Annotated in this window: 14 protein-coding genes; 13 read left to right on the forward strand and 1 reads right to left on the reverse strand. The window is 38.9% G+C overall.

Annotated features, from left to right (window positions below):
- Positions 1 to 29: 29 nt before the first annotated feature.
- From C9J38_RS17095 to C9J38_RS17110, 4 genes are all read left to right on the forward strand, one after another.
- Complete coding sequence (locus tag C9J38_RS17095) at positions 30 to 488, forward strand: GAF domain-containing protein (RefSeq protein WP_107208139.1); 459 nt, start codon at positions 30 to 32, stop codon at positions 486 to 488.
- 109 nt (positions 489 to 597) lie between these two features.
- Positions 598 to 1,230 carry an RNA chaperone ProQ gene (gene proQ / locus C9J38_RS17100; protein WP_107208140.1) on the forward strand — a complete coding sequence of 211 codons (633 nt, stop codon included), beginning with the start codon at positions 598 to 600 and terminating at the stop codon, positions 1,228 to 1,230.
- Between the two features lie 18 nt (positions 1,231 to 1,248).
- Positions 1,249 to 3,252: a carboxy terminal-processing peptidase gene (gene prc / locus C9J38_RS17105; protein ID WP_107208141.1), complete on the forward strand. Its 2,004-nt coding sequence runs from the start codon at positions 1,249 to 1,251 to the stop codon at positions 3,250 to 3,252.
- A 200-nt stretch (positions 3,253 to 3,452) separates the two neighbouring features.
- Entirely contained in the window at positions 3,453 to 4,118 is a 666-nt protein-coding gene (locus tag C9J38_RS17110) for a lipocalin family protein (RefSeq protein WP_107208142.1), read from the forward strand.
- Positions 4,119 to 4,271: 153 nt separating this feature from the next.
- On the opposite strand, the gene pncB is transcribed toward C9J38_RS17110, so the two are convergent.
- A complete protein-coding gene (pncB, locus tag C9J38_RS17115) occupies positions 4,272 to 5,471 on the reverse strand; it encodes a nicotinate phosphoribosyltransferase (protein WP_107208143.1) in 1,200 nt (399 codons plus the stop codon).
- Between the two features lie 673 nt (positions 5,472 to 6,144).
- On the opposite strand from pncB, the gene pepN reads away from it, so the two are divergent.
- The 9 genes from pepN (at position 6,145) to C9J38_RS17160 (ending at position 23,518) form a co-directional block, all read left to right on the forward strand.
- Complete coding sequence (gene pepN, locus C9J38_RS17120) at positions 6,145 to 8,769, forward strand: aminopeptidase N (protein ID WP_107208144.1); 2,625 nt, start codon at positions 6,145 to 6,147, stop codon at positions 8,767 to 8,769.
- 126 nt (positions 8,770 to 8,895) lie between these two features.
- Positions 8,896 to 9,120: a DUF2835 domain-containing protein gene (locus C9J38_RS17125; RefSeq protein WP_006645627.1), complete on the forward strand. Its 225-nt coding sequence runs from the start codon at positions 8,896 to 8,898 to the stop codon at positions 9,118 to 9,120.
- A 112-nt stretch (positions 9,121 to 9,232) separates the two neighbouring features.
- A complete protein-coding gene (locus C9J38_RS17130) occupies positions 9,233 to 14,056 on the forward strand; it encodes an NAD-glutamate dehydrogenase (protein ID WP_107208145.1) in 4,824 nt (1,607 codons plus the stop codon).
- 347 nt (positions 14,057 to 14,403) lie between these two features.
- On the forward strand, positions 14,404 to 15,414 hold the full coding sequence (gene pyrD, locus C9J38_RS17135) for a quinone-dependent dihydroorotate dehydrogenase (protein ID WP_107208146.1): 1,011 nt from the start codon (positions 14,404 to 14,406) through the stop codon (positions 15,412 to 15,414).
- 254 nt (positions 15,415 to 15,668) lie between these two features.
- Entirely contained in the window at positions 15,669 to 16,208 is a 540-nt protein-coding gene (locus tag C9J38_RS17140) for a cell division protein ZapC (RefSeq protein ID WP_107208147.1), read from the forward strand.
- 986 nt (positions 16,209 to 17,194) lie between these two features.
- Positions 17,195 to 19,339 carry a bifunctional 23S rRNA (guanine(2069)-N(7))-methyltransferase RlmK/23S rRNA (guanine(2445)-N(2))-methyltransferase RlmL gene (gene rlmKL / locus C9J38_RS17145; RefSeq protein ID WP_107208148.1) on the forward strand — a complete coding sequence of 715 codons (2,145 nt, stop codon included), beginning with the start codon at positions 17,195 to 17,197 and terminating at the stop codon, positions 19,337 to 19,339.
- On the forward strand, positions 19,333 to 19,584 hold the full coding sequence (locus tag C9J38_RS17150) for a glutaredoxin family protein (protein ID WP_006645632.1): 252 nt from the start codon (positions 19,333 to 19,335) through the stop codon (positions 19,582 to 19,584). Before rlmKL ends, C9J38_RS17150 begins: the two co-directional genes overlap by 7 nt.
- 5 nt (positions 19,585 to 19,589) lie before the next feature.
- The gene (locus C9J38_RS17155; protein WP_107208149.1) at positions 19,590 to 21,524 is read left to right on the forward strand and encodes an ABC transporter ATP-binding protein; all 1,935 of its coding nucleotides are present in this window, start codon (positions 19,590 to 19,592) and stop codon (positions 21,522 to 21,524) included.
- On the forward strand, positions 21,524 to 23,518 hold the full coding sequence (locus tag C9J38_RS17160; protein ID WP_107208150.1) for a DUF3466 family protein: 1,995 nt from the start codon (positions 21,524 to 21,526) through the stop codon (positions 23,516 to 23,518). Before C9J38_RS17155 ends, C9J38_RS17160 begins: the two co-directional genes overlap by 1 nt.
- Positions 23,519 to 23,582 lie beyond the last annotated feature (64 nt).

Below are 23,582 nucleotides of genomic sequence, written 5' to 3' on the forward strand. Positions count from 1 at the left end.
CATTTTAACGATTATGTAAGGCGTATGCTATGGAAAATACAGGTTCTTTTTATAACCGTCTGACACTTCAAGCTTTAGCGATAGTTGAAGGTGAATCAGATCTCATTGCCAATCTCTCTAATATTAGTGCGTTGTTGAATATGGAGTTAGAGAACATAAATTGGGTTGGCTTTTATTTATTAAAAAATGATGAGCTCGTACTTGGTCCATTTCAAGGAAAACCTGCTTGTGTTCGTATTCCTGTTGGTAACGGGGTATGCGGTACGGCAGTAAAAGATAACAGAGTCATCCGTGTTGATGATGTTCATGCCTTTCCTGGGCACATTGCTTGTGACGCAGTTAGTCAATCTGAAATCGTTATCCCATTAAATATAGGGGAAAAATGTATAGGTGTACTGGATATTGATAGTCCAGATTTGTCAAGATTTGACCAAAATGATGAACAAGGTCTAGTTTCTTTGGTTACAGAGCTACAAAAAGTACTCTAATTTCATGCTTTCGGTGGTTTTTCCTTATTAGGTAATTATAATAGCCCCACTATTTCTTTTTGAACAAAGCACTAATAACGAGCAAATCTCGTTTATGTCAGGAAAGTCCATGGAAAACTCTGAAAAGTTAACGAACAGTAAAGAAGTTATTGCATATATTGCTGAGCGTTTCCCAAAATGTTTTACTATTGAGGGTGAAGCTAAACCACTTAAGATCGGTATTTTTCAAGATCTTGCTGAGCGCTTAAGTGATGATCCAAAAATCAGTAAGACTCAACTACGTACAGCATTACGTCAATACACATCTTCCTGGCGTTACCTTCACGGCGTTAAAGCAGGTGTAAGTCGTGTTGATCTTGATGGAAATGAGTGTGATGTACTTGAGCAAGAACACGTTGATCACGCACTTAAAGCCTTAGAAGAAAGCAAAGCAAAAGTACGTACTCGTCGTAAAGAGCAGGCTATCGCTAAAGCAGCTAAAGAAGGCGATGCGAAAAAAACTCGCGCAAAAACTGCTAAACCTAAGAACATTAAGCCAAAAACGGCTAAAGTTAATAAGAAGCCAGTTGAGACTACACCTGTATTAAAAGCTGACGAAGTTATTGTTGGTAAGAACGTACAAGTGAATATGGGCTCAGGTAACATGCCGGCAACTATTGTCGAAATTAACAAGGACGATGTGCGTGTTCGCTTAAATAACGGCTTAGTAATGGCTGTTAAAGCGGAGCACCTGCGTTCATAAAGGGAGAATGCGCGACGCATGAATTGTCGATTCCGTTTCTCACTGATTGCTGCCGGCATGATGCTGGCAGCTTCAGCGCAAGCCTTAGAGGCTAAGTATTCATTAAGTGATTTGCCGCAACTTGCACCAGAGCAGCAGCACGCAACTGCGAGTAAGAGGGTAGCGTCACGCTTTACCCGCTCTCATTACAAGCATTTTTCACTTGATGATAAATTCTCTAGTCAGGTATTCGATCGTTATATCGAAATGCTCGACTATAATAAAAGCTTTCTAACTGCTTCTGATGTAAAGCAATTTGAACGCTGGCGAAATCAGTTTGATGATCAATTGAAATCTGGTGATACATCGGGTGCATTTGATATTTTTAATAAAGTCCTTCAACGTCGTTTTGACCGTTATCAGTTTGCGATCTCGCAATTAGATACAGAGATTAAATTCGATAAAGATGAAGACTTTGTTATTGATCGCTCTGAACTTGAGTGGCCAGAAAATCAAGCTGAGTTAAATGAAATTTGGCGTAAGCGTGTGAAATACGATGCGTTGAATTTAAAGCTGGCAGGTAAAAACTGGAAAGAAATACAAGAAACACTAGGTAAACGTTATAACAACACCGTTAAACGTTTAACTCAAACCCATAGTGAAGATGTATTCCAGTTATACATGAATGCTTTCTCGCGTGAAGTTGATCCTCACACTAGTTATCTATCTCCTCGAAATGCTGAGCAGTTCCAATCAGAAATGAACCTTTCTTTGGAAGGGATTGGAGCAGTGCTGCAAGTGAAAGATGATTATACGACGATTCAATCCCTTGTTGCTGGTGGACCTGCTGCGAGCTCTAAAAAGCTGGCTGCGGGTGACCGTATCATTGGTGTTGGTCAAGATGGCGAAAAAATTGTAGATATTATTGGCTGGCGTTTAGATGATGTTGTCCAATTAATCAAAGGTCCGAAAGGCAGTAAAGTGATTCTTGATGTTTTACCAGAAGGTAAGAACAGCAAGAGTTACACTGTCACTATTGTTCGAGACAAAATTCGTCTAGAAGATCGTGCCGTTAAATCGGAAGTGAAAACTGTTGAAGGCAAGAAAATTGGTGTGATTGAAGTACCAAGTTTCTATGTCGGTTTATCTGAAGATACCAAGAAAGAATTGGTTAAGCTTAACGAGCAGAAAGTTGATGGTGTCGTTATTGATCTTCGTAACAATGGCGGTGGTGCATTAACTGAAGCGACAGCATTAAGTGGTTTATTTATTTCAAGCGGGCCTGTTGTTCAAGTTCGTGATAGTTATGGTCGCGTAAAAGTAAACAGTGATTCAGATAATCAAGTTTTCTTTAATGGGCCGTTAACTGTTCTAATTAACCGTTATAGTGCATCGGCATCTGAAATATTTGCTGCGGCAATGCAAGATTATGGTCGAGCAGTGGTTCTTGGTGAACAATCATTTGGTAAAGGTACTGTGCAGCAGCACCGTTCTTTAAACCATTTATATGATTTATTCGATAAGCCGCTGGGTCATGTACAATATACAATTCAAAAGTTCTACCGTATTAATGGTGGTAGTACTCAGAATTTAGGTGTTGTGCCTGATATCTCTTTCCCAACAGCAATTGATCCGTCTGAAACCGGTGAAAGTGTAGAAGATAATGCATTACCGTGGGATAGTATTAAACCGGCTAAATATCAACAACTTCATAATTATTCGTCAATTCTTCCTAAGTTAAATGAAGAACACCTTGCACGAATTAAGAATGATATGGAGTTTGGTTTCATTAATGAAGATATCAAAACCTATAAAAAGGAAAAAGATATCAATAGAATTTCATTAAATGAAAAAATGCGTTTAGCTGAGCAAGATAAACAAGATGCTGATCGATTGGTACGTTTAAATAAGCGTCAAAAAGTACTCGGTAAAAAACCGTTTGCTGATTTAGATGCAGTACCAAAAGATTATGAAGCACCTGATGCATATTTGGATGAAGCCATTGGTATTACCGCTGACTTAACCAAGATAAAATCATCGTAGTTTTCTGATAGTATCCAGCAACACATAAATAAGCGCTCCTTCATGGGGCGCTTTTTTATTTCTCTTTGTTACTGTAATAATCTCATAAATAAGACTTGTCGCATATTTAAATGTGATCTGTCGCATATTTTTCATCGCAAAATAGCTTTACCAACTAGTTTTAAAGTACATGCACTTTGTTCTAGTAACAGGGGAAGCCTATGAAAAAACTATTCTTTATTACCGTGTTATTCTTCTTTAGCGCATTTAGCCGCCCAATCATTGCCGACGATATTACGGAGTTTGACTATCCATTTTTATTAGGTAATTGGTATTGGTTTAGCTCAACAGAAGCCGGTGTAGAAAGTGAGGGTGAAAGTTATCGTGCAATGCATGTGATGTTTAAATCTGACTATGTATTTGCAATGCGTTTACTTCGTATTGATGGAAAAATAGAACAATGGTCAGGTGAGTATGATATTGACGAAACCAATATTACTTTTGTCACCGAAGGCGAAGAAGATCAAATGCATACTTATATGCTTAGTTATAATCAGTTCGTGTTAGATGGTGCAAGATTTACTAAGTTAGCCCCTGAAAATCTACCAGGTAATTGGAAAACTTCAATGATATCAGGTTCTGATGTTGACCACAGTATTTCTGAACTTTCACTCACGTTACGCCCTGATTTTTTATTCTCTGCTGAAGTCTCAAATGATCAAGGAAAATCAAAAGAGCATCGTGGTATTTATTATATTGAAGATAACCAACTGGTTTTATTATATGAAGATGGGCAACACGATTCTGAATTTGAATTAAGTAGCAATGACACGCTAACGTTAACGAATACTCATTTTGGAATGGAAGCGATATTACAACGAGAATAATTTTTATTAATGTAGCGACAATGCTAGTGGTGAAAGGGAAGGTCATTCCATAACTTTTATAATATTAACAAATATAGCATTGGTTATGATGTGCAGACAAAAAGGCGAACAAGATAACTTGTTCGCCTTTCTAATTTGAAAATAGATGAAGTTTTATTCGTTAGCGAGATTAAATGCAGTACGAAGCTGATCTAAATAGTCTTCATCCCGACAGATGCTCTTACCGGGTTCGTCTGAAATTTTTGCTACAGGGCGACCTTCGCATTCAGTTAGTTTCAACACAACATTCAATGTTTTTACATTTGGTAAATCACAGGTTAGCTGTGTGCCAATGCCAAAACTTACGTTTATTTGGTGGTTGAAATGCTTAAAGATGTTCAGTGCTTTATCAAGTGTAAGGCTATCAGAAAAAACCAGTGATTTTGTTTTTGGGTCAATGCCTAATGATTTGTAATGTGCAATGGCTTTTTCACCCCAAGAAATAGGATCACCACTATCATGGCGTAAACCAATGAAACGTTCAGATAAACGTTTATCAAAGTCACGTAAGAAAGCATCCATATTGATACAGTCGGTGAGCGCAATACCTAAATCGTTAGGGTATTCTTGTAGCCAACGATTTAATGCTAATTGTTGAGAATCAGCAAGCTCACCGGCTAATTGCTGATGGCCTTGGAACCATTCGTGAGCTTGAGTTCCAACCGGTGTTAAATTACGAGTATATGCAAGATAGTAGTTCGAAGTACCTTTGAACTCTGGCATGTTTTCTTTTAAGTAATCAACAACTTTATGATGAACGGCTTTAGAAAAACGGCGGCGAGTGCCAAAATCTACCAGCGAAAATTCACTTAAATCTGTATCTTGTGCATTGTGGTAGAAGCGTGAAATTTTTTCTTGTAATTGTTTAATGGCATCTTCGGGCGTAGCATTTGGATATAAGTGTGCACAGCGCACTTCACAAATAATTGCGAGAAGAGGAACTTCCCATAAGATCACATCCAACCATTTACCACGAATGATAATAGATAGCTGTTCACCAGAATCATCAACACAAACATCATCTGCATTTAGTTGAAAATTTCGTAAATACTTAAGATAGTCAGCACTGAAAAAAGTTAATGTTGATAGATAATTGATTTCATCGTCAGCAAAAGAGAGCGCTGCGATGTTTGCGATTTGATCTTTGATCTCTTGAGAGTACGGGCGCAGATCTTCGTCGCTTCGGCAGTGGAATTCAGCCACTGCTTCAACGTCTGGGTATTGATGAAAAATTGCCTGTTGCATATGCAATTTATACGCATCAGTATCAAGCAGGGAGTTGATAACCCCAATATTGTGTTGGTTATTATTCATATCTGGCTGTAGATACTTATTAGAAGTGATAATAAATCTATCTGTAACGTGATTTTATTATTATTCAATGGGTTATATTATTGAAGATAAATAAAAAATAGAATTTATTAATGCCTTAGGTTACGACTGATTGTGAACTAAGATGTGATGTTCGTCAAGTATAACCATTCTCATTAGGCTTTATAGACTCATGAAGTTTACTTACTAAATATATAGCTTACGCATTATTTATGAGTTTTTAATTCTCTTATCGTTACGAGCAATATATAAACTATAGCTTGACGGGGAGTTTATTCATTAATACTGAGTGTTTTAAAAGTTTTCTAGTGTTTGGCAGTTAACTACTCATACTTTTCCGGGATAAATAATAATTATTAATAGTGAGTAAAACAGTATTTCTTTATTTAAAAATTGTACTTTACATAGAACAATTGATTAATTTATATCCAGAAAAGGCTGAGGTTAGATATGTCGATTGAAATTTGATTTATTTTTAATCGTTTAATTGCGAAAACTAAGAAATTGACCGTTAAAGATAAAACTATCGGATATATTTGATATTAATTCTTGTTTGAACGTTATAGTATCAAACTATGAAAATTGTTTGTCGTTCTATTAACACCTGTCTATTGATGCAAGGTTTGGTAGAGCCTTTATAAAAGGAAATATAATAATGACAGAGCAGGCATTTTTACAACCTACTGCTAAATATCGTTCCGATTATCGTCAACCGGATTACACTATTACAGATATCGATTTAACGTTTGACCTTTATGACACCAATACAACGGTGATAGCGCAAAGCAAGGTTATTCGTATTAGTGATAACGATGATGCCCAACTTGTACTTGATGGTGATGAACTTGCCATTGTGAGTATTTCTGTCAATGGCAAAACATGGACGTCATATATTCAAGAAGGCAGCCACTTAACTTTATCAGATCTGCCTGCTCAATTTGATTTAACGATCGTTACAACCGTTAATCCAGAAGCAAATACTGCATTAGAAGGGCTGTATAAGTCGGGGGGCGGTTTCTGTACTCAATGTGAAGCAGAAGGTTTCCGTCGGATTACTTATTATCTTGATCGTCCAGATGTACTGGCTCGTTTCACAACTAAGATCATTGCGGATAAAGCAGCATTCCCTTATTTACTTAGTAATGGTAACCGTATTGCTGAAGGTGACTTAGACAATGGTCGTCACTGGGTACAATGGCAAGACCCATTCCCAAAACCTTCATACCTCTTTGCTTTAGTGGCAGGTGACTTTGACGTTTTACGTGATAACTACACCACAATGAGTGGTCGTAACGTAGAGCTCGAAATCTTCGTTGATAAAGGCAATCTTGATCGCGCAGATTACGCCATGACTTCATTGAAAAACTCAATGAAGTGGGATGAAGAGCGTTTTGGTCTTGAATATGATTTAGATATCTACATGATTGTGGCGGTTGATTTCTTCAACATGGGCGCCATGGAAAACAAAGGCTTGAATGTCTTTAACTCTAAATTCGTTCTCGCAAACCCTAAAACAGCAACGGATACTGATTACCAAGGTATTGAAGCTGTGATCGGTCATGAATACTTCCATAACTGGACAGGTAACCGTGTTACTTGTCGTGATTGGTTCCAATTAAGCTTAAAAGAAGGTTTAACTGTATTCCGTGATCAAGAATTCTCATCAGATCTTGGCTCTCGTCCAGTAAATCGCATTGCCAATGTTCGTATTGTACGTGGTCCACAGTTTGCTGAAGATCGTGGTCCAATGTCGCACCCAATTCGTCCTGAAAAAGTGATTGAGATGAATAACTTCTATACATTAACAGTGTATGAAAAGGGTAGCGAAGTGATCCGTATGATGCATACCTTGCTAGGTGAAGCAAATTTCCAAGCAGGTATGAAGCTGTACTTTGATCGCCATGATGGTACTGCTGCAACTTGTGATGATTTTGTTCAAGCAATGGAAGATGCATCAGGTATTGATCTGTCTCGCTTCCGTCGTTGGTATAGCCAAGCAGGAACGCCAGTTGTTACAGTTGATACGTCATATGATGCAGATACTAAGTGTTACAACGTCACTATAAAGCAGCACACAGCTCCAACAGCAGGGCAAGAAGAAAAGCTACCACTTCACATTCCGTTTGATATCGAACTATATGATAGCAAAGGTGAGGTTATTGCACTTCAATCAAATGGTATGCCTGTTCACAACGTGTTAGATGTAAAAGAAGCAGAGCAAACTTTCGTATTTGAGAATGTTGCGGAACAGCCTGTGATGTCGATGCTGCGTGAATTCTCTGCACCTGTGATCTTAAAATATGATTACTCAGATCAAGAGTTGATCTTCTTGATGATCCACGCGCGTAACGAGTTTGCACGCTGGGATTCTGGCCAAATGCTATTGGCGAAATACATTCGTAACAATGTGGCAGCTGTTCAAGCTGGTGAGTCAGTTCAATTACCTGAAGCGGTTATTGATGCTTTCCGTGGCGCATTATTGGATGAAAATCTTGATCCTGCATTTATTGCTGAAATGCTAACACTGCCAAGCGAGAATGAAATCGCAGGCTGGTACAAGCAAGTTGATGTTGATGCAATCAATAAGGTTGTTGGTGCGTTAACTCAAATTTTAGCGACAGAAATGGAAGATGAATTACTCGCGATTTATCGTAGCTTAGCGCAAGGCGAATACAGTCTTGATCATGATGCTATGGCTAAACGCGCATTGCGTAACAAGTGTTTATCTTATCTAGCACATACAGCGCTAGGTAATGATTTAGTGATTGCACAATATGCAGCTGCTGACAACATGACTGATACGATGGCTGCTATGTCTGCTGCAAATAATGCGCAATTAGCTTGTCGCGCAGTACAAATGTCAGACTTTAGTGATAAGTGGACTCACGATGGCTTGGTTATGGATAAGTGGTTCATGCTACAAGGCACTAATCCTGCTGATAATGCGTTAGAAAATGTGCGTAATACTATGAGTCACGCAGCGTTTAGCTTGAAAAACCCTAACCGCACGCGCAGTTTAGTGGCGAGTTTCTGTGCCAATAACCCAGTGCATTTCCATGCGAAAGATGGTTCTGGTTATGCGTTCTTAACTGAAATTCTAACGGCATTAAATACCAGTAATCCACAAGTAGCTTCACGATTAATTGAACCGTTCTTAAAGTATCGCCAATACGATGAAACACGTCAGCAATTAATGCGTAGCGAGCTTGAGAAGTTAGCGGCATTAGATAACTTAGCAAAAGATCTGTTTGAGAAAGTGCATAAAGCGCTTGAACAATAAATCATAATTCGCTAAATAATAGAGCCAAGTACCTTATTACTAAACACTTTCTATGAGGGAGTGTGTAATGGGGACTTGGCTTTTTCTATATTGGGCTATTGAACGAATAACGAGATAAAAGGGATTATGCGAAGCTTTACTTTTCGAGTAAATATTAGTTATCAAGTTTTCTTACAACACTATTCTGGTGCAGCAAGTAGTGCTGTTGTGGTGACAGAGAATGGATTAAAACTTCAATTGCCCGCTGTGCGTTTACGTCCGTATTTAACGCAAATGGGTGTACGAGGGCGTTTTCAAGTTGCTGTCGATGATAATAATAAACTGACTACATTAACTAAATTGTCTGATTAGTGTTTACATCTCTTATCATAGCTAAATTGTTATCATGTATTTTATTTGAAACTCGGACAGAAAATTGCATACCTATACTTACCTAAGGTAGTAAAAGTTATGGGATTTTCTTATGAATGCACCAGACAATGTGGTTCCTGTATTACTTGAAAAAGTATATGGCTTAATAAAATCCAAAGTTGATAACACCCAGCAACCTTTAGTTGATGTGTTTGCTAAAAGCCTATTAAATCAATTGGCTGAAGATGATTTATTACAACGTAACGAATCTGATTTATATGGTGCTGTGCTGAGCCTATGGCATCATCTGGTTAAAAATAATCCGCAACAAATATCCGTTCGTGTGTATAACCCCACATTAAGTCGCCATGGCTGGAAATCTACCCACACCGTGGTTGAGATTGTTATGCCAGATAAACCCTTTTTGGTTGATTCTGTACGTATGACGTTAAATCGATTAGATATTACTAGCCATTTAATGCTGAATGGTCCTTATTATTTTGAGCGCGACAAAAAAAATAACATCGTTAAGGCGTGCGGTGATAAGGGGGATCTACAGACACTTTTTCATATTGAAGTAGATCGTCTTACAAAAAATGATCAAATGGCGATATTGCGAGATGAACTTGAAGCGGTGCTTAAAGACATTGAATTAGTGGTGAATGATTGGCAATGGATGCAAGATAAAATGCATCAAATTATCAAAGGTCTAAGAACAGAAAAATTACCTGTTGAAAATCAATACTGCGAGGAAGCGATTGAATTTCTTGATTGGGTTGCCAATCATAATTTTACCTTTATGGGTTATCACTGTTACGACCTAAAGCCGATAAAAGGTGATTATCAATTGAGACCAACGCAAGAGGCCGGGCTTGGTCTACTTAAAAAGCCGCGCCATGCACGGCCACTTAATTTATCCAGTTTACCTGAATCAGCGCGTATTGAAGCGCAAAAGCCCGATCTGCTTATTCTCACCAAAAGTAATGCTAAATCTCGTATTCATCGTCCCGCTTACATTGATTATATCGGTATTAAACGATTTGACAGTAAAGGTAATGTCATTGGTGAACATCGCTTTATTGGTCTATATGCGTCGACGGCTTACCATCAAACAGCAATGAACATTCCATTGATCCGTAATCGGGTAAAACGAATACTCAACGCCAGTGGGTATTCGGAAGGCTCGCATTCTTGGAAAGCGCTCAATAATGTATTAGAAACTTATCCCAGAGATGAACTTATTCAAGCAAAAGAAGAGGAAATGCTTGAGGTGGGAGTAGGCGTAGTACGAATGCAAGATCGTGACATGCTGCGATTGTTTGTAAGACGGGATCCTTTTGGGCGTTTTTTTTCCTGCATGGTCTATGTTGCCAAAGAGCGTTATGACACGGAGCTTAGGCGTAAGATCCAAAGTGTTTTAAAAGACTATCTTGGTTCATCACAAACTGTTGAGTTCACAACCTTTTTTTCTGTGAGTCCATTAGCTCGTACGCACTACATCGTTAGGGTAAAGAACAATAATTTCGATGTGGATGTTAAATCGATAGAGCATAATTTAGTTGTCGCTGTTGCCTCGTGGGAAGATCGTTTAACCCAGTCGTTAGTGGCTAACTTTGGCGAAAGCAAAGGGATCCCAATTGCCAAAAATTATGCGCGTGCTTTTCCTCGATCTTATAAAGAGCAAATGCTACCTGGCTCTGCAGTAGCAGATGTTTTACAGCTAGAAGGGCTGAATGAAGATAATAAATTAGGCATGTTATTTTATCGACCACAAGAGGAATCAGCAGACTCATCGATTGTAAAATTGAAGCTTTTTCACCGTAATGAACCGATTCATTTATCTGATGTTATGCCAATGCTTGAAAATCTAGGTTTGCGGGTCATTGGTGAATCACCATATCAAGTGATCACTGCGGATGGTGTCGTTAATTGGATCTTAGATTTTGCGATGTTACATCATGTTAGAAATGGATTTGACCTATCAGAAGCAAGAGATCGTTTTCAAAATGCCTTTTCTGATATTTGGCATGGAGAACTTGAAAGTGATGGTTTTAACCGTTTAGTGCTGCGTTCTGGTTTGTCTGGTAGAGAAATTACCATATTACGCAGTTATGCTCGCTATATGCGGCAAGTTGGCTTTCCATTTAGCCAGCAGTATATAGAAGAGACACTGTCTAATCATTGTCAGCTGGCTTGTTATTTGGTGTCGTTGTTTAAATTACGCTTTGATCCCAAAGCGAAATATAGTGAGAAAGCAGAGCAGTTATTGATCAAAAAGATCGTAGAGCGATTAGAGAATGTCGAGAGTTTAGATGACGACAGGATCATTCGTCGTTATATGGATATGATCTTAGCAACCCTCAGAACGAACTTTTATCAAAAAACAGATACCGGTAAGCCAAAATCATGGCTATCACTCAAACTCAATCCATCATCTATCCCTGAAATTCCAGCTCCAATTCCTCGTTACGAAATCTTTGTTTATGCCCCCGATGTGGAAGGTGTCCATTTGCGTGGGGGAAAAGTTGCGCGTGGCGGCTTACGTTGGTCAGATAGGCAAGAAGATTACCGCACAGAAATATTAGGACTAGTCAAAGCACAACAGGTTAAAAATACGGTAATTGTGCCTGTTGGTGCGAAAGGTGGCTTTATTTGCAAACGGCAGCCTCAATTAACAACACGTGAAGAGATAGCTGCAGAGGGATTACATTGTTATCAACGTTTTATCTGTGGGCTGCTTGATGTAACAGACAATATCTTAGAGGGTAAACGGTATCCACCAGCAAATGTCGTTTGTCATGATGAAGATGATCCTTATTTAGTGGTTGCGGCGGATAAAGGCACGGCAACATTTTCAGATATCGCCAATTCATTGGCTGCTGATTATGATTTTTGGCTAGGTGATGCCTTTGCTTCTGGCGGATCTAATGGTTATGACCATAAACAAATGGGAATAACAGCGAAAGGAGCTTGGGAGTCAGTTAAGCGGCATTTTAGAGAGATAGGTATAGATTGCCAAACAACAGATTTTAGCTGTGTCGGCATTGGTGATATGGCGGGTGATGTGTTTGGTAACGGGATGTTGTTATCAAAACATATTCGTTTATTAGCGGCCTTTAATCATCAGCATATCTTTATTGATCCAGATCCGGATCCTGCCGCAAGTTGGTTAGAACGCAAACGTCTTTTTGAACTTAAACGATCGAGTTGGGAAGATTATGATCGTGAAGTTTTATCTGAAGGTGGGGCGATATTTTCACGTAAAAGTAAAGCGATTAAGCTTGTACCTATTGTGCAAACTTTACTGCAAACGCGTAAGCAAAGTTGCACACCTAATGAGTTGATACATCTTATATTACAAATGCAGGTCGATTTATTGTGGAATGGTGGTATAGGAACATACATAAAATCGACTAAAGAGACTCACACCGATGTTGGTGATCGCACCAATGATGCTGTTAGGGTTAATGGTTCTCAACTTGCAGCAAAAATTGTAGGTGAAGGGGGAAACTTAGGCTTAACCCAGTTAGGTCGAGTTGAATTTGCGAAAGCTGGTGGTCGAGTGAATACCGATTTTATCGATAATGTTGGTGGGGTTGATTGCTCAGATAATGAAGTGAACATCAAAATTTTACTCAATAGCCTAGTGACCGCTGATGAGCTGACATTTAAACAGCGTAATAGTATTTTAGAAAAGATGGAAGATGAGGTTGCTGACATTGTATTAGATGATGCCTATCGCCAAAGTGAATCTATTTCAGTAACAGAGCAACAGCAAGTACAACTATTAAAGGAACAAACGCGGTTTATTCATTTACTGGAACGACAGGGCAAATTGGATCGAAGCCTGGAATGTTTACCTGATGATGAAACATTAGTAGAGCGTGAAAAGGCAGGGATTGGCTTAACACGACCAGAAATTGCTGTGCTGGTGGCTTACGGTAAAATGGTGTTAAAAGAAAAACTCGTTAATCACGATATAGCCAGTGATCCTTATCATTCCCGTCTTTTACCTGCTTACTTCCCTCAATTTTTACAAGATAACTACAGATCACAAATGGAAAACCATCCATTACGACGTGAATTAATCGCAACATCATTAGCTAATTTGATGTCGAATGAAATGGGATGCAATTTTGTTACTCGGCTGCAAGAAGAAACGGGGGCAACGATAAATGAAATTTCAGCCTCTTACTCAATAGGGCGTGAGATCTTTAAGTTTGACCAGATTTTTAGTGAAATTAGAGCATTAGATAATCAAGTTTCAGCACAAACGCAATATGACATGCTTTATCGTTCAAGGCGTATGTTGCGTCGGGTCACACGATGGTTCCTACGCAATAGAGAGCACAAGTTAGGTATAGAACAACAAATAGTGTTCTATCAACCTTTTGTTGAGCAGTTACGAAATGAATTAGATAGTTACCTTGTAACTGAAGAAGTGGTAGAGCATGAAGAGCAAGCGAATGAAATGATCCGCAAAGGGGTACCTGAGCGGTTGGCCAAAAACATTTCACGCTTAACCAGTTTATATTCAGCCATGGATATAGCGCAAATTGCAAAAGAAATGGACGTTAACATATCGCATATTGCAAGAGTGTACTTTGTACTAGGAGCGCAACTATCACTTCATTGGTTCTTAAAGCAAATTCAAAACCAAGCTGTTGAGAATAATTGGCAAGCATTAGCAAGAGCTTCATTTCGTGAAGATCTAGATTGGCAACAAAGACAATTAACAACAGCGGTTATAATGACAAGTACTGCTAAGCCAGAAGAAAGTATATCACTATGGATGGAACAACATAAAAAAGCGGTTGATCGATGGGAGAGTGTACTGGCTGAATTTAAAGTCGGTAATGCGCATGAGTTTGCAAAGTTCTCTGTCGCTTTACGTGAATTAACCATTTTAAATCTCAACTCAAGGCCGATACAGTAGTCTGTGTACTTATAGTCACCGCCTAATAAGATGGTATAAGCTACGGTGTAACATATATAGTGACAATGTAACTTTTCCCAATGTCTGTTATGTTACATTGTCACTATTTAAGTGTTAACAATAAGGTTATAAAAATAATACGTTACTTTTTTCAGAGCTAAAAAGAAAACGATTGCTTTTATGTGTAATAAATTGTGAAACCACGAAACTATAACTTATTGTTAAACAAAGGTTTAATTTCTAAGTTACTGTTTTATTGACAATAATCAAAAAAATAACGATTGAAGTTAACAGAATAACTGTGAATAATACCATCCCGTTTATTCGGGACTTATTTTGGAGTTACAATGTTATACCGCATCGCACGTTCTGCTATTTTTCAGTTGGATGCTGAAAAAGCACACGACCTCGCTATTGAGAACTTTTCTCGCTTTACTGGCACTCCATTAGAACTTTTCTACCGACAAAATCTTCCGGCACGTCCTGTCGAAGTTATGGGGCTTACATTCAAAAACCCTGTTGGCTTAGCGGCTGGCCTTGATAAAAACGGCGAATGTATTGATGCATTTGGTGAAATGGGTTTCGGCTTTGTTGAAGTAGGGACCGTGACACCTCGTCCACAGCCTGGTAATGATAAACCTCGTCTTTTCCGTTTGATCCCAGCAGAAGGCATTATCAACCGTTTTGGTTTTAATAACCTTGGTGTTGATAATCTTGTTGAGAATGTAAAGAAAGCAAAATTTGACGGCATCATTGGTATTAATATCGGTAAAAATAAAGATACACCGATAGAAAAGGGTGTTGAAGATTACATTATTTGTATGGAAAAAGTTTATCAATATGCTGGTTATATTGCTGTAAATATTTCGTCACCGAATACACCGGGATTACGTAGCTTACAATATGGTGAAGCTTTAGATGATCTGCTTTCCCAGCTTAAAGCTAAACAAGCTGAATTAGCGAAACAACATGATAAGTATGTTCCTCTAGCACTTAAGATCGCTCCCGATCTTGATGATCATGAGATTCAACAGGTATGTGATTCTTTGATCCGTAATAATATAGATGGTGTGATTGGAACAAATACCACATTGGATCGCTCTTTGGTTCAAGGGATGGAACATTGTGATGAAGCGGGGGGCTTAAGCGGTCGTCCTTTGCAAAACAAGAGTACTGAAGTTATTCGAAAAATGTCAGAAGCATTAAATGGCGCAGTACCAATCATTGGTGTCGGTGGTATTGATTCTGCAATGGCTGCTCGCGAGAAGATGATGGTTGGTGCAAGCCTAGTACAGGTTTATTCTGGCTTTATTTATCATGGCCCACGTTTAGTTAAAGATATTGTAAACGGTCTTTAACTGTTGGCTATCGCTCTCGTACTGAAGTATTAAATTTAAATATCTTCTGACATACGAAAACCCAGCTTAGTGAATACTAGGCTGGGTTTTTAATTATGTACTTAGTCTATTTGTATCAAATATACATCTGATTTACTCGTGATAGAACCGCTATTTTCCCCTTTTATTTTATGAATACGCGAGTAGAATTAAGCTAAAATTTAAACATATGATCACAGATACAAAATAAATCACTGTCTTTCAGGAGTAAGAACGTGTTAAAGCCAGATAATTCATGGAAATGGTATTTTGACGCTGAAATGAATTCACTCATGCTTGAGTTGAATGACGATATGCTTTTCCGTGTATCGTTACCAAGTAAGCTGCTTACCCCAGAAGCTAAAATAAGTGATATTTTTAATGTTGATGATATTGAAGCCTATCAAAACTTCCAAGAGCAGATTGCTCATCTGCCAATTTCTGCAGCTAGAAAATGTGAATTAGCATTAAATGCTACAGCCGCACGACGTTTCCATAAGCCTATGATGCCAAAAAGTTGGTATTTCGCACCTCAACAAGGTGTAGAGCCGTTACAGGGACAAGTTATTACTTTAATGACGGCTTCTTGTACTGCCCATTACGTTGTGATTGAAAACAGTGGGGTCGCGAGTCTCTGTATGCTTGCTGATGTTGCTACTGTTGATTTAGATGGCCTTAAAAGCATGGAGTTCTGCGAAACCATTAAAGTTATGAATGATCGAATGGCTCCCTGTTTTGTAGAAACTGAACAGCGACATTTTGCGCTTGTCGGTTAGTCGTTTCTTCATCTCATATTTTTGTCGTATATCCTTATCAGTCTCCCGGTAGATAGCAGTATTTGTTATCTTTTGTAGTAAAAGCCCATTAAATTTAGGCTAATTTGCTATCTTTCTTATGCTGTCCAGTACGGCCTCCCTTAGTATATTTGCATGCTTTTCTCTATTAGATGGTGAGAAAGATATCACCTTTTATTGAGATAGTTATCGTCCAAATCTCTCATTTTTATATCCATTTTCTTTGTAACTAACGATAACAACATAACTACTGTTATCTACATACCGCATCATCAGTTTCTGTAATTCGTGATAGTTACGCTTCCTTGTAGGTATTCAAGATAGGTTAGAGCGTATATTTGTATTCGTTAACTGACTTCATTGCTACTCAGCAAGGTATATCCACCATTTTTCTGGTTAAAAATTACACTAAAAATATGTCATAGATCTCAAAATTCTTATATATAGCCAGACAATTCTTACTGCTTTATTTAAGTAAAACCTGATGGTTTATGACGTTAATTTCTTTGTTACATTACGTTTGATTGACAATCCCTTCCTCTTTTTCCTGCGTTAATAGTGAAGTAGTGGTTGTGTAATAGTGTTGGAATAATTTATTCCACCAAGGGGCGGGTGATAATATTGAATAGGGGTATTTAGCGTAAAAAAACTTTTAATTTCTTGAATGTTAAAGATAAATCAAATGTCACTCAGGGTGAGAAATTGCTTTGAGGGTGGTTTTCATTATTCCAGATTAATGATTTGTTCTTTGTTTGATGAGAATCGTTAAATATGACTTTTAGCGTTGTATTGGTCGCAAGTTTTGCAGGTAAGTGAAGATGTTTGTTGTTACATCCTCTTTGATTGAGAACGTACTGATTGAAGAATGAATTTTTTTTCCTAAATGAGCCATTTCATTATGGTTTTGACGAGGCATTTTTTGTGATTTCAGTTATAATTCCTCGCAATATTAGTGTGAAAAGAACTCCATGAATCAATATCTAGCGATTACTTCCCGCGGCCTTGAAAATTTGCTTGCGGATGAATTAGAACAATTAGGTGCACAGAACATTCAAGTTGTGCATGCCGGTGTCCGTTTCAAAGCAGAACAAGCAACAGCTTACCGTTGTTGTCTATGGACACGAATCTCATCACGTATCATTCAAGTACTGAGTGAATTTAACGTTCGTGATGATATGGACTTGTACTTAGGTGCAACAGCTATCAACTGGATGAACTATTTTGATAGCAATACACGTATTGTGGTCGATTTTAATGGTACTAACCGCGAAATCCGTAATAGCCAATACGGTGCAATGAAAATTAAAGATGCGATTGTAGACCGATTTACAAAAGCGGATTTACGTCGTCCTAATATCGACCGTGAGCGTCCTGATCTACGTATTCATATGCGTCTATCTGGTGAGAAAGGTATTCTTGGTCTTGATATGGCAGGTAGCGGTTTACACCAACGTGGTTACCGTAGTGAAGCGGGTAAAGCACCACTGCGTGAAACCCATGCTGCTGCACTTGTTATGAAAAGTGGCTGGACACCAGAACAAGCATTGTTAGATCCAATGTGTGGTTCAGGTACTTTAGTGATTGAAGCTGCGATGATAGCCGCTGAAATTGCACCAGGTCTTAAACGTAAGCGTTGGGGCTTTGAATCAATCAAAGACTTTGACCAAGAAGCTTGGTTAGAGATCCATGCAGAAGCAACGGTTAAATCTCGTCGTGGTCCTGCAAAAGTCACGACCAAGTTCTTTGGTCGTGAAATGGATCGTCGTGTATTAGCGATTGCTCGTGATAATGCGGGTCGTGCTGGTGTTAAAGATCTGATTGATTTTGAATATGGCGATGCCACACAGCTTGTTCGCCCTGAAGGGTTCGAAACAGGCATTATTCTTTGTAACCCTCCATATGGTGAACGTTTAGGTACAACCCCTGAACTTATTGCATTGTACAAAGAATTTGGTAACCGTTTAAAACTCGCTTTTGCGGGTTCTGTTGCTGCCATTTATTCAGGTTCGAACGAATTGTTAAGTTGTATGCGTATGCGTGCAGACAAGCAATTTAAGCTTCGTAACGGCGCATTAGATTGTGTACTTAAAACTTATTTGATCACTGCAGGTAGTGTTCAGAAAGAAGAAGGGCAATCTGAGGGTGTCATCGTTCAAGAAGAGGTCGCGCCTGATTTCGCGAACCGTCTTAAAAAGAACATTACTAAGTTAGATAAATGGGCAAAACGTGAAGGTATCGAATGTTACCGTATCTACGATGCTGATTTACCTAACTACAATGCCGCGATTGATAAGTACAAAGATTACTTAATTATCCAAGAATATGCAGCGCCTAAATCTGTTTCTGAAGAAACAGCACGTCGTCGTATTATGGATGTGTTGCGTGCGACAATTGAAGTAACGGGTGTAGAAAGCAATAAAGTTATTCTTAAAGTCCGTGAGCGTCAAAAAGGTAAGAACCAATACCAGAAGCTATCAAGTGCAGAGCGCCACATGATTGTTGAAGAGTACGGTGTTGAACTTAAAGTGAATCTTTATGATTACTTAGATACAGGTTTGTTCCTTGACCACCGTATTACGCGTCGTATGCTTGGCCAAATGGCAACAGGTAAGGATTTCCTTAACTTGTTCTCTTATACAGGATCTGCAACTGTTCATGCTGCTGTCGGTGGTGCAAAGACAACAACTACCGTTGATATGTCGAATACTTACCTTCGTTGGGCTCAAGAGAATATGGAGCTTAATAATCAGGTAGGCCCACAACATGAATATGTTCAGGCTGACTGTTTACAGTGGCTACAAGAAGTTGATGATACGTTTGATCTAATTTTTATCGATCCACCAACGTTCTCTAACTCTAAGCGTATGAAGCAGACGTTTGATATTCAACGTGATCACATCATGTTAATGGAAAACCTAAAGCGCATGCTACGTCCTGATGGTCAAATTGTTTTCTCAAACAATAAACGTCAGTTCAAGATGGATTTAGATAAGATTAATGAACTTGGCTTACAGGCGAAGAATATCTCAAATAAAACATTGCCAATGGACTTTGCTAAGAATAAGCAAATCCATAACTGTTGGATTATTACTCACAAGGAAGACGAGTGTTAATCACACTTTATAGCACGGAAGGCTGCCACCTTTGCGAGCAGGCATATCGTCTGCTCGTAGAGGCTGGATTTAAAGACAAAGTAGATATTGTTGATATCGCATTTGATGATGCACTGTTTTCTCGTTACGGTGTAACTATACCTGTACTCTCTATTCAAAATCATGATCGCAATGTTCCTGAATTGGGCTGGCCCTTTGATACAGATTCATTAAAAACATGGTTAATAACAAATAAGCTTGGTTAATTACGATGGCACTTATAAAAATTAGTAACGCTCAACTAGCGTATGGCGATCATGCTTTACTCGATAAAGCAGAATTTCTTCTTCAGCCACATGAGCGTGTTTGTCTTGTTGGCCGTAACGGCGCTGGTAAATCAACATTAATGAAAGTGATTGCTGGTGACGTATTACTCGATGACGGTAGTATTCAACGTCAAAATGAGCTGGTGGTTTCTCGTTTAGAGCAAGATCCACCGCGTAATGCGGAAGGGTCTGTATTTGATTATGTAGCGGAAGGTCTTGCTGATGCAGGTCGTGTTCTGCGTGAGTACCATCACCAATTGGACCTTGTCACCGCCGATCCTAGTGAAGCAAACATTAATAAACTATCGCGTATTCAGGAGCAAGTTGATCACCATAACGGTTGGCAGTTAGATACGCGTATTGCAGCAGTACTTGAAAGCTTGAAGCTTGAACCGAATACACTTCTTACTGATTTGTCTGGTGGTTGGCAACGTAAAGCAGCACTTGCTCGTGCGCTAGTGTGTGATCCTGATATTTTGTTACTTGATGAGCCAACAAACCACCTTGATGTAACAACGATTGAATGGTTAGAAGGTTTTCTAAAAGACTTCCGTGGTTCAATTATCTTTATTTCGCACGACCGTGCATTTATTCGTTCTATGGCGACTCGTATCGTTGATTTAGATCGTGGCCAATTAGTGTCTTTCCCTGGTGACTATGAAGGTTACCTAGAGGCAAAAGTTGAGTTATTGCGTGTAGAAGAAGAACAAAACGCATTATTTGACAAAAAACTAGCACAAGAAGAAGTGTGGATAAGGCAAGGTATTAAAGCGCGTCGTACTCGTAACGAAGGTCGCGTTCGTGCACTTAAAGCATTGCGTAATGAACGTGCAGAGCGTCGTGATGTTGTAGGTAAAGCGGATATGCAGCTACAAGACGCGAACCGTTCAGGTAAGATTGTCTTTGAAGCGAAGAATATCGGTTATAGCTATGGCGATAAGCAAATCGTTAAAGATTTTAGCTTTAATGTTATGCGTGGCGATCGTATTGCCTTAATTGGTCCTAATGGTTGTGGTAAGAGTACCTTAATTAAACTGATGCTGGATAAACTTCAAGCAACTGAGGGTGACTTCCACTGTGGTACTAAGCTAGAAGTGGCTTATTTTGACCAGTACCGTGAAATTCTCGATCCAGAGAAAACCGTAATGGATAACCTTGCTGATGGTAAGCAAGAAGTAACAATTAACGGTAAAACTCGTCATGCGCTAGGTTATTTACAAGATTTCCTATTTCACCCTCGTCGTGCTCGTACGCCAGTTAAAGCGCTGTCTGGTGGTGAGAAGAACCGACTATTGTTGGCGAAATTGTTCCTAAAACCAAATAATTTGCTGGTTCTTGATGAACCAACGAACGATTTAGATATCGAAACATTGGAACTTTTAGAAGATATACTTGCCAATTATCAAGGTACGTTACTTTTAGTGAGTCACGATCGTCAATTCGTTGATAATACTGTGACTACAAGCTGGATTTTTGAAGGTGAGGGCGTTGTTAACGAATACGTTGGCGGTTACCATGATGCACAATCTCAGCGTGCGAATTCTTATGCCAATCAAGCAAAAGAGCAGGCTGCAAAAATCGAATTAGAGAAGAGCAAGAAAGCTGCTCAAGAACAAAAGCAAAAAGATGTTACACCTAAACGCGCAGGTAAGAAGCTATCTTTTACTCTTCAACATGAGTTAGCTGGCTTGCCGCAAAAAATTGAAGACTTGGAAAATGAAATCGCGAAAATTCAGGAACAAATTAATGATCCTGCATTTTTCTCCGATCCGAAAAATGACACACAAGCCATCCTTACAGGTTTAGCTAAGCTTGAAGAAGAGTTTGAAGTTGCCTTTGAACGATGGGAAGAATTGGAAGCGATGCAAAAGGAATCCTAATGCCACATAAGATGTTAAAACTATCAACACTTGCAATCCTCGTTGCAGGTGCCTCTCAAGCTAGCGCTGCTGTTTATGATATTGTCCCTGTTTCAACTGCAGGATCAGATCAACTTGCAGCTCAAGCATATTTCCCGAGTGCACAGGCAAATGCAGATAGTACACCTGTTTCAGCTTTTACTACGGGTATTAAACCATCTGCTGAAGGCGACAATTGCTTTACAGGTAACAACTGTAATGCTGATTCATATGATGTTGCGGGAACCGTTCGACGTGGTACTCAAGGTACGCCGTTATCTGATACCACAGCATATAATGAGAATCGTCAGTTCATCGATGATTGGAATGGGTTATATAGTTACTGTCGTGATAACTTAGGCTACAACATCTGTAATGTTTGGGCTGATAATGAGTATTACGGTTATGACTACAATATTGATGATGTTCAAGACGGTCAAGGTTTAGGTGGTCTACAACATATTCAACAGACATGGTTAAATGGTTACCATTCAAATGCTCTTGCACTTAAAAATGGGGCAGCTGTAACAACTAAAGCCGATGATGCTAGCGCATACTCTGAAACTGGCTTAGGAAGTATTCAAGAAAATACAACTGATGCCGTTCTTGAAGGTATCGTGGGTAATTACAGTTTTGGTACGTCAACTTCAGCCGTATTTAAGAATGGTTCGGTAAATCCTCGTGCTTTTGCTAAACGTGGTTTTGTGAATGTTGGTGATGAGGCTGGTACATTACTTTCACCTCCAGAGTCTGTTACTGATAAATTTGTTCAAAATATGGGACAAACTACTGCAAATGGAGCAGTAGAAATCACGGATGGTAACTTACTAGTTGTAGGTTCTTCTTCTTTTTCCCCATCATTTTTAAAAAATCCAGGCTCTCGTGTACCTAATACAGATAACATCAATATCGGTTTAAATTTTAACGATAATGATGATTACAAAGTATTTAAGGATTGTTCAACTAACCCTGACAATCTGTACAGTACGTTTGAGTGCCAGTTTAGTACTTTTGCTAATGCAGCTGCTTTCTGGGTTGTTGATAATACAGGTAATCTTGTTAAATCAGGTGTTATTAGTTCAAATTTAGCAGCTGTTGACCCTGATCATGATGATGTTTCTTCACAAGCATCTGCTAATGCGGTTGCTATGGTCAATAACGCTCCTGTTGCTGTAGGCTATGCATCTCGCGATACCAATAGTAATGATTCTTATGTTATGCAAGCCGCATACTTTGAACCTAGTGCTGATTTAACGAAATGGACACAAACTTTTGTTCCTGGGTTAAATATTTCAACTGGCGATGATCGTAATTATCAATACACAATGGCTAACGACATCAACTCGAGCTTTAAAGTTGTTGGTATTGCAAAGAGTCATAATGCTGAAAACCGTTCGATTCCACAAAAAATGTTTATCTTTGATAAAGCAACGAACCAGACTAAGTTCCTTGATACATCTATAAGCCCATTATTCTTCCGTGGTTCAAATGGTGATGCAACAGCAATTAATGATAATGATCAGGTTGTAGGTTGGGTTGATTCAGAAACGAAGAACCAAATTGATGGCTCTGAGCGTCGTCATCGTGCATTTACCTACATTGCAGGCTCTGCGCAAGGGCCGCTAAAGGCTGGTAGTGTATGGATGCTAGATGACTTAACCAATGATGGCGGTGCAGCGAATACGGTTGCAAACTCTTACCGTATTATTTCTGCAACCGATATTAACGACGCAGGTGTTATTTCAGCAACAGCAAATTACTGTGCTGGTGGTTATCAAAACTTAACTAAAGAAGCGCAGTGTTCTGTGACTGAAAAGCAGGTTGCGATTAAGCTTGTTCCTAAGGCAAATGCGACGGATAAAGATATTATTGTTCGTAAAACAGAAGACGAGGAGCCAGTAAAACGTTCTGGTGGATCGCTTGGCATTTTGGCTTTGACAGCGTTAGGCTTTATTGGTTTCAGACGCCGTAAGTAATTTTTAAAATAAATTATGTTATACCAACAAGCTCACATTTTGTGGGCTTGTTTCGTTTTTAAAT

It is taken from the genome of Photobacterium sp. GB-210 (assembly GCF_003026075.1).
In the GTDB taxonomy this organism is placed as follows: domain Bacteria; phylum Pseudomonadota; class Gammaproteobacteria; order Enterobacterales; family Vibrionaceae; genus Photobacterium.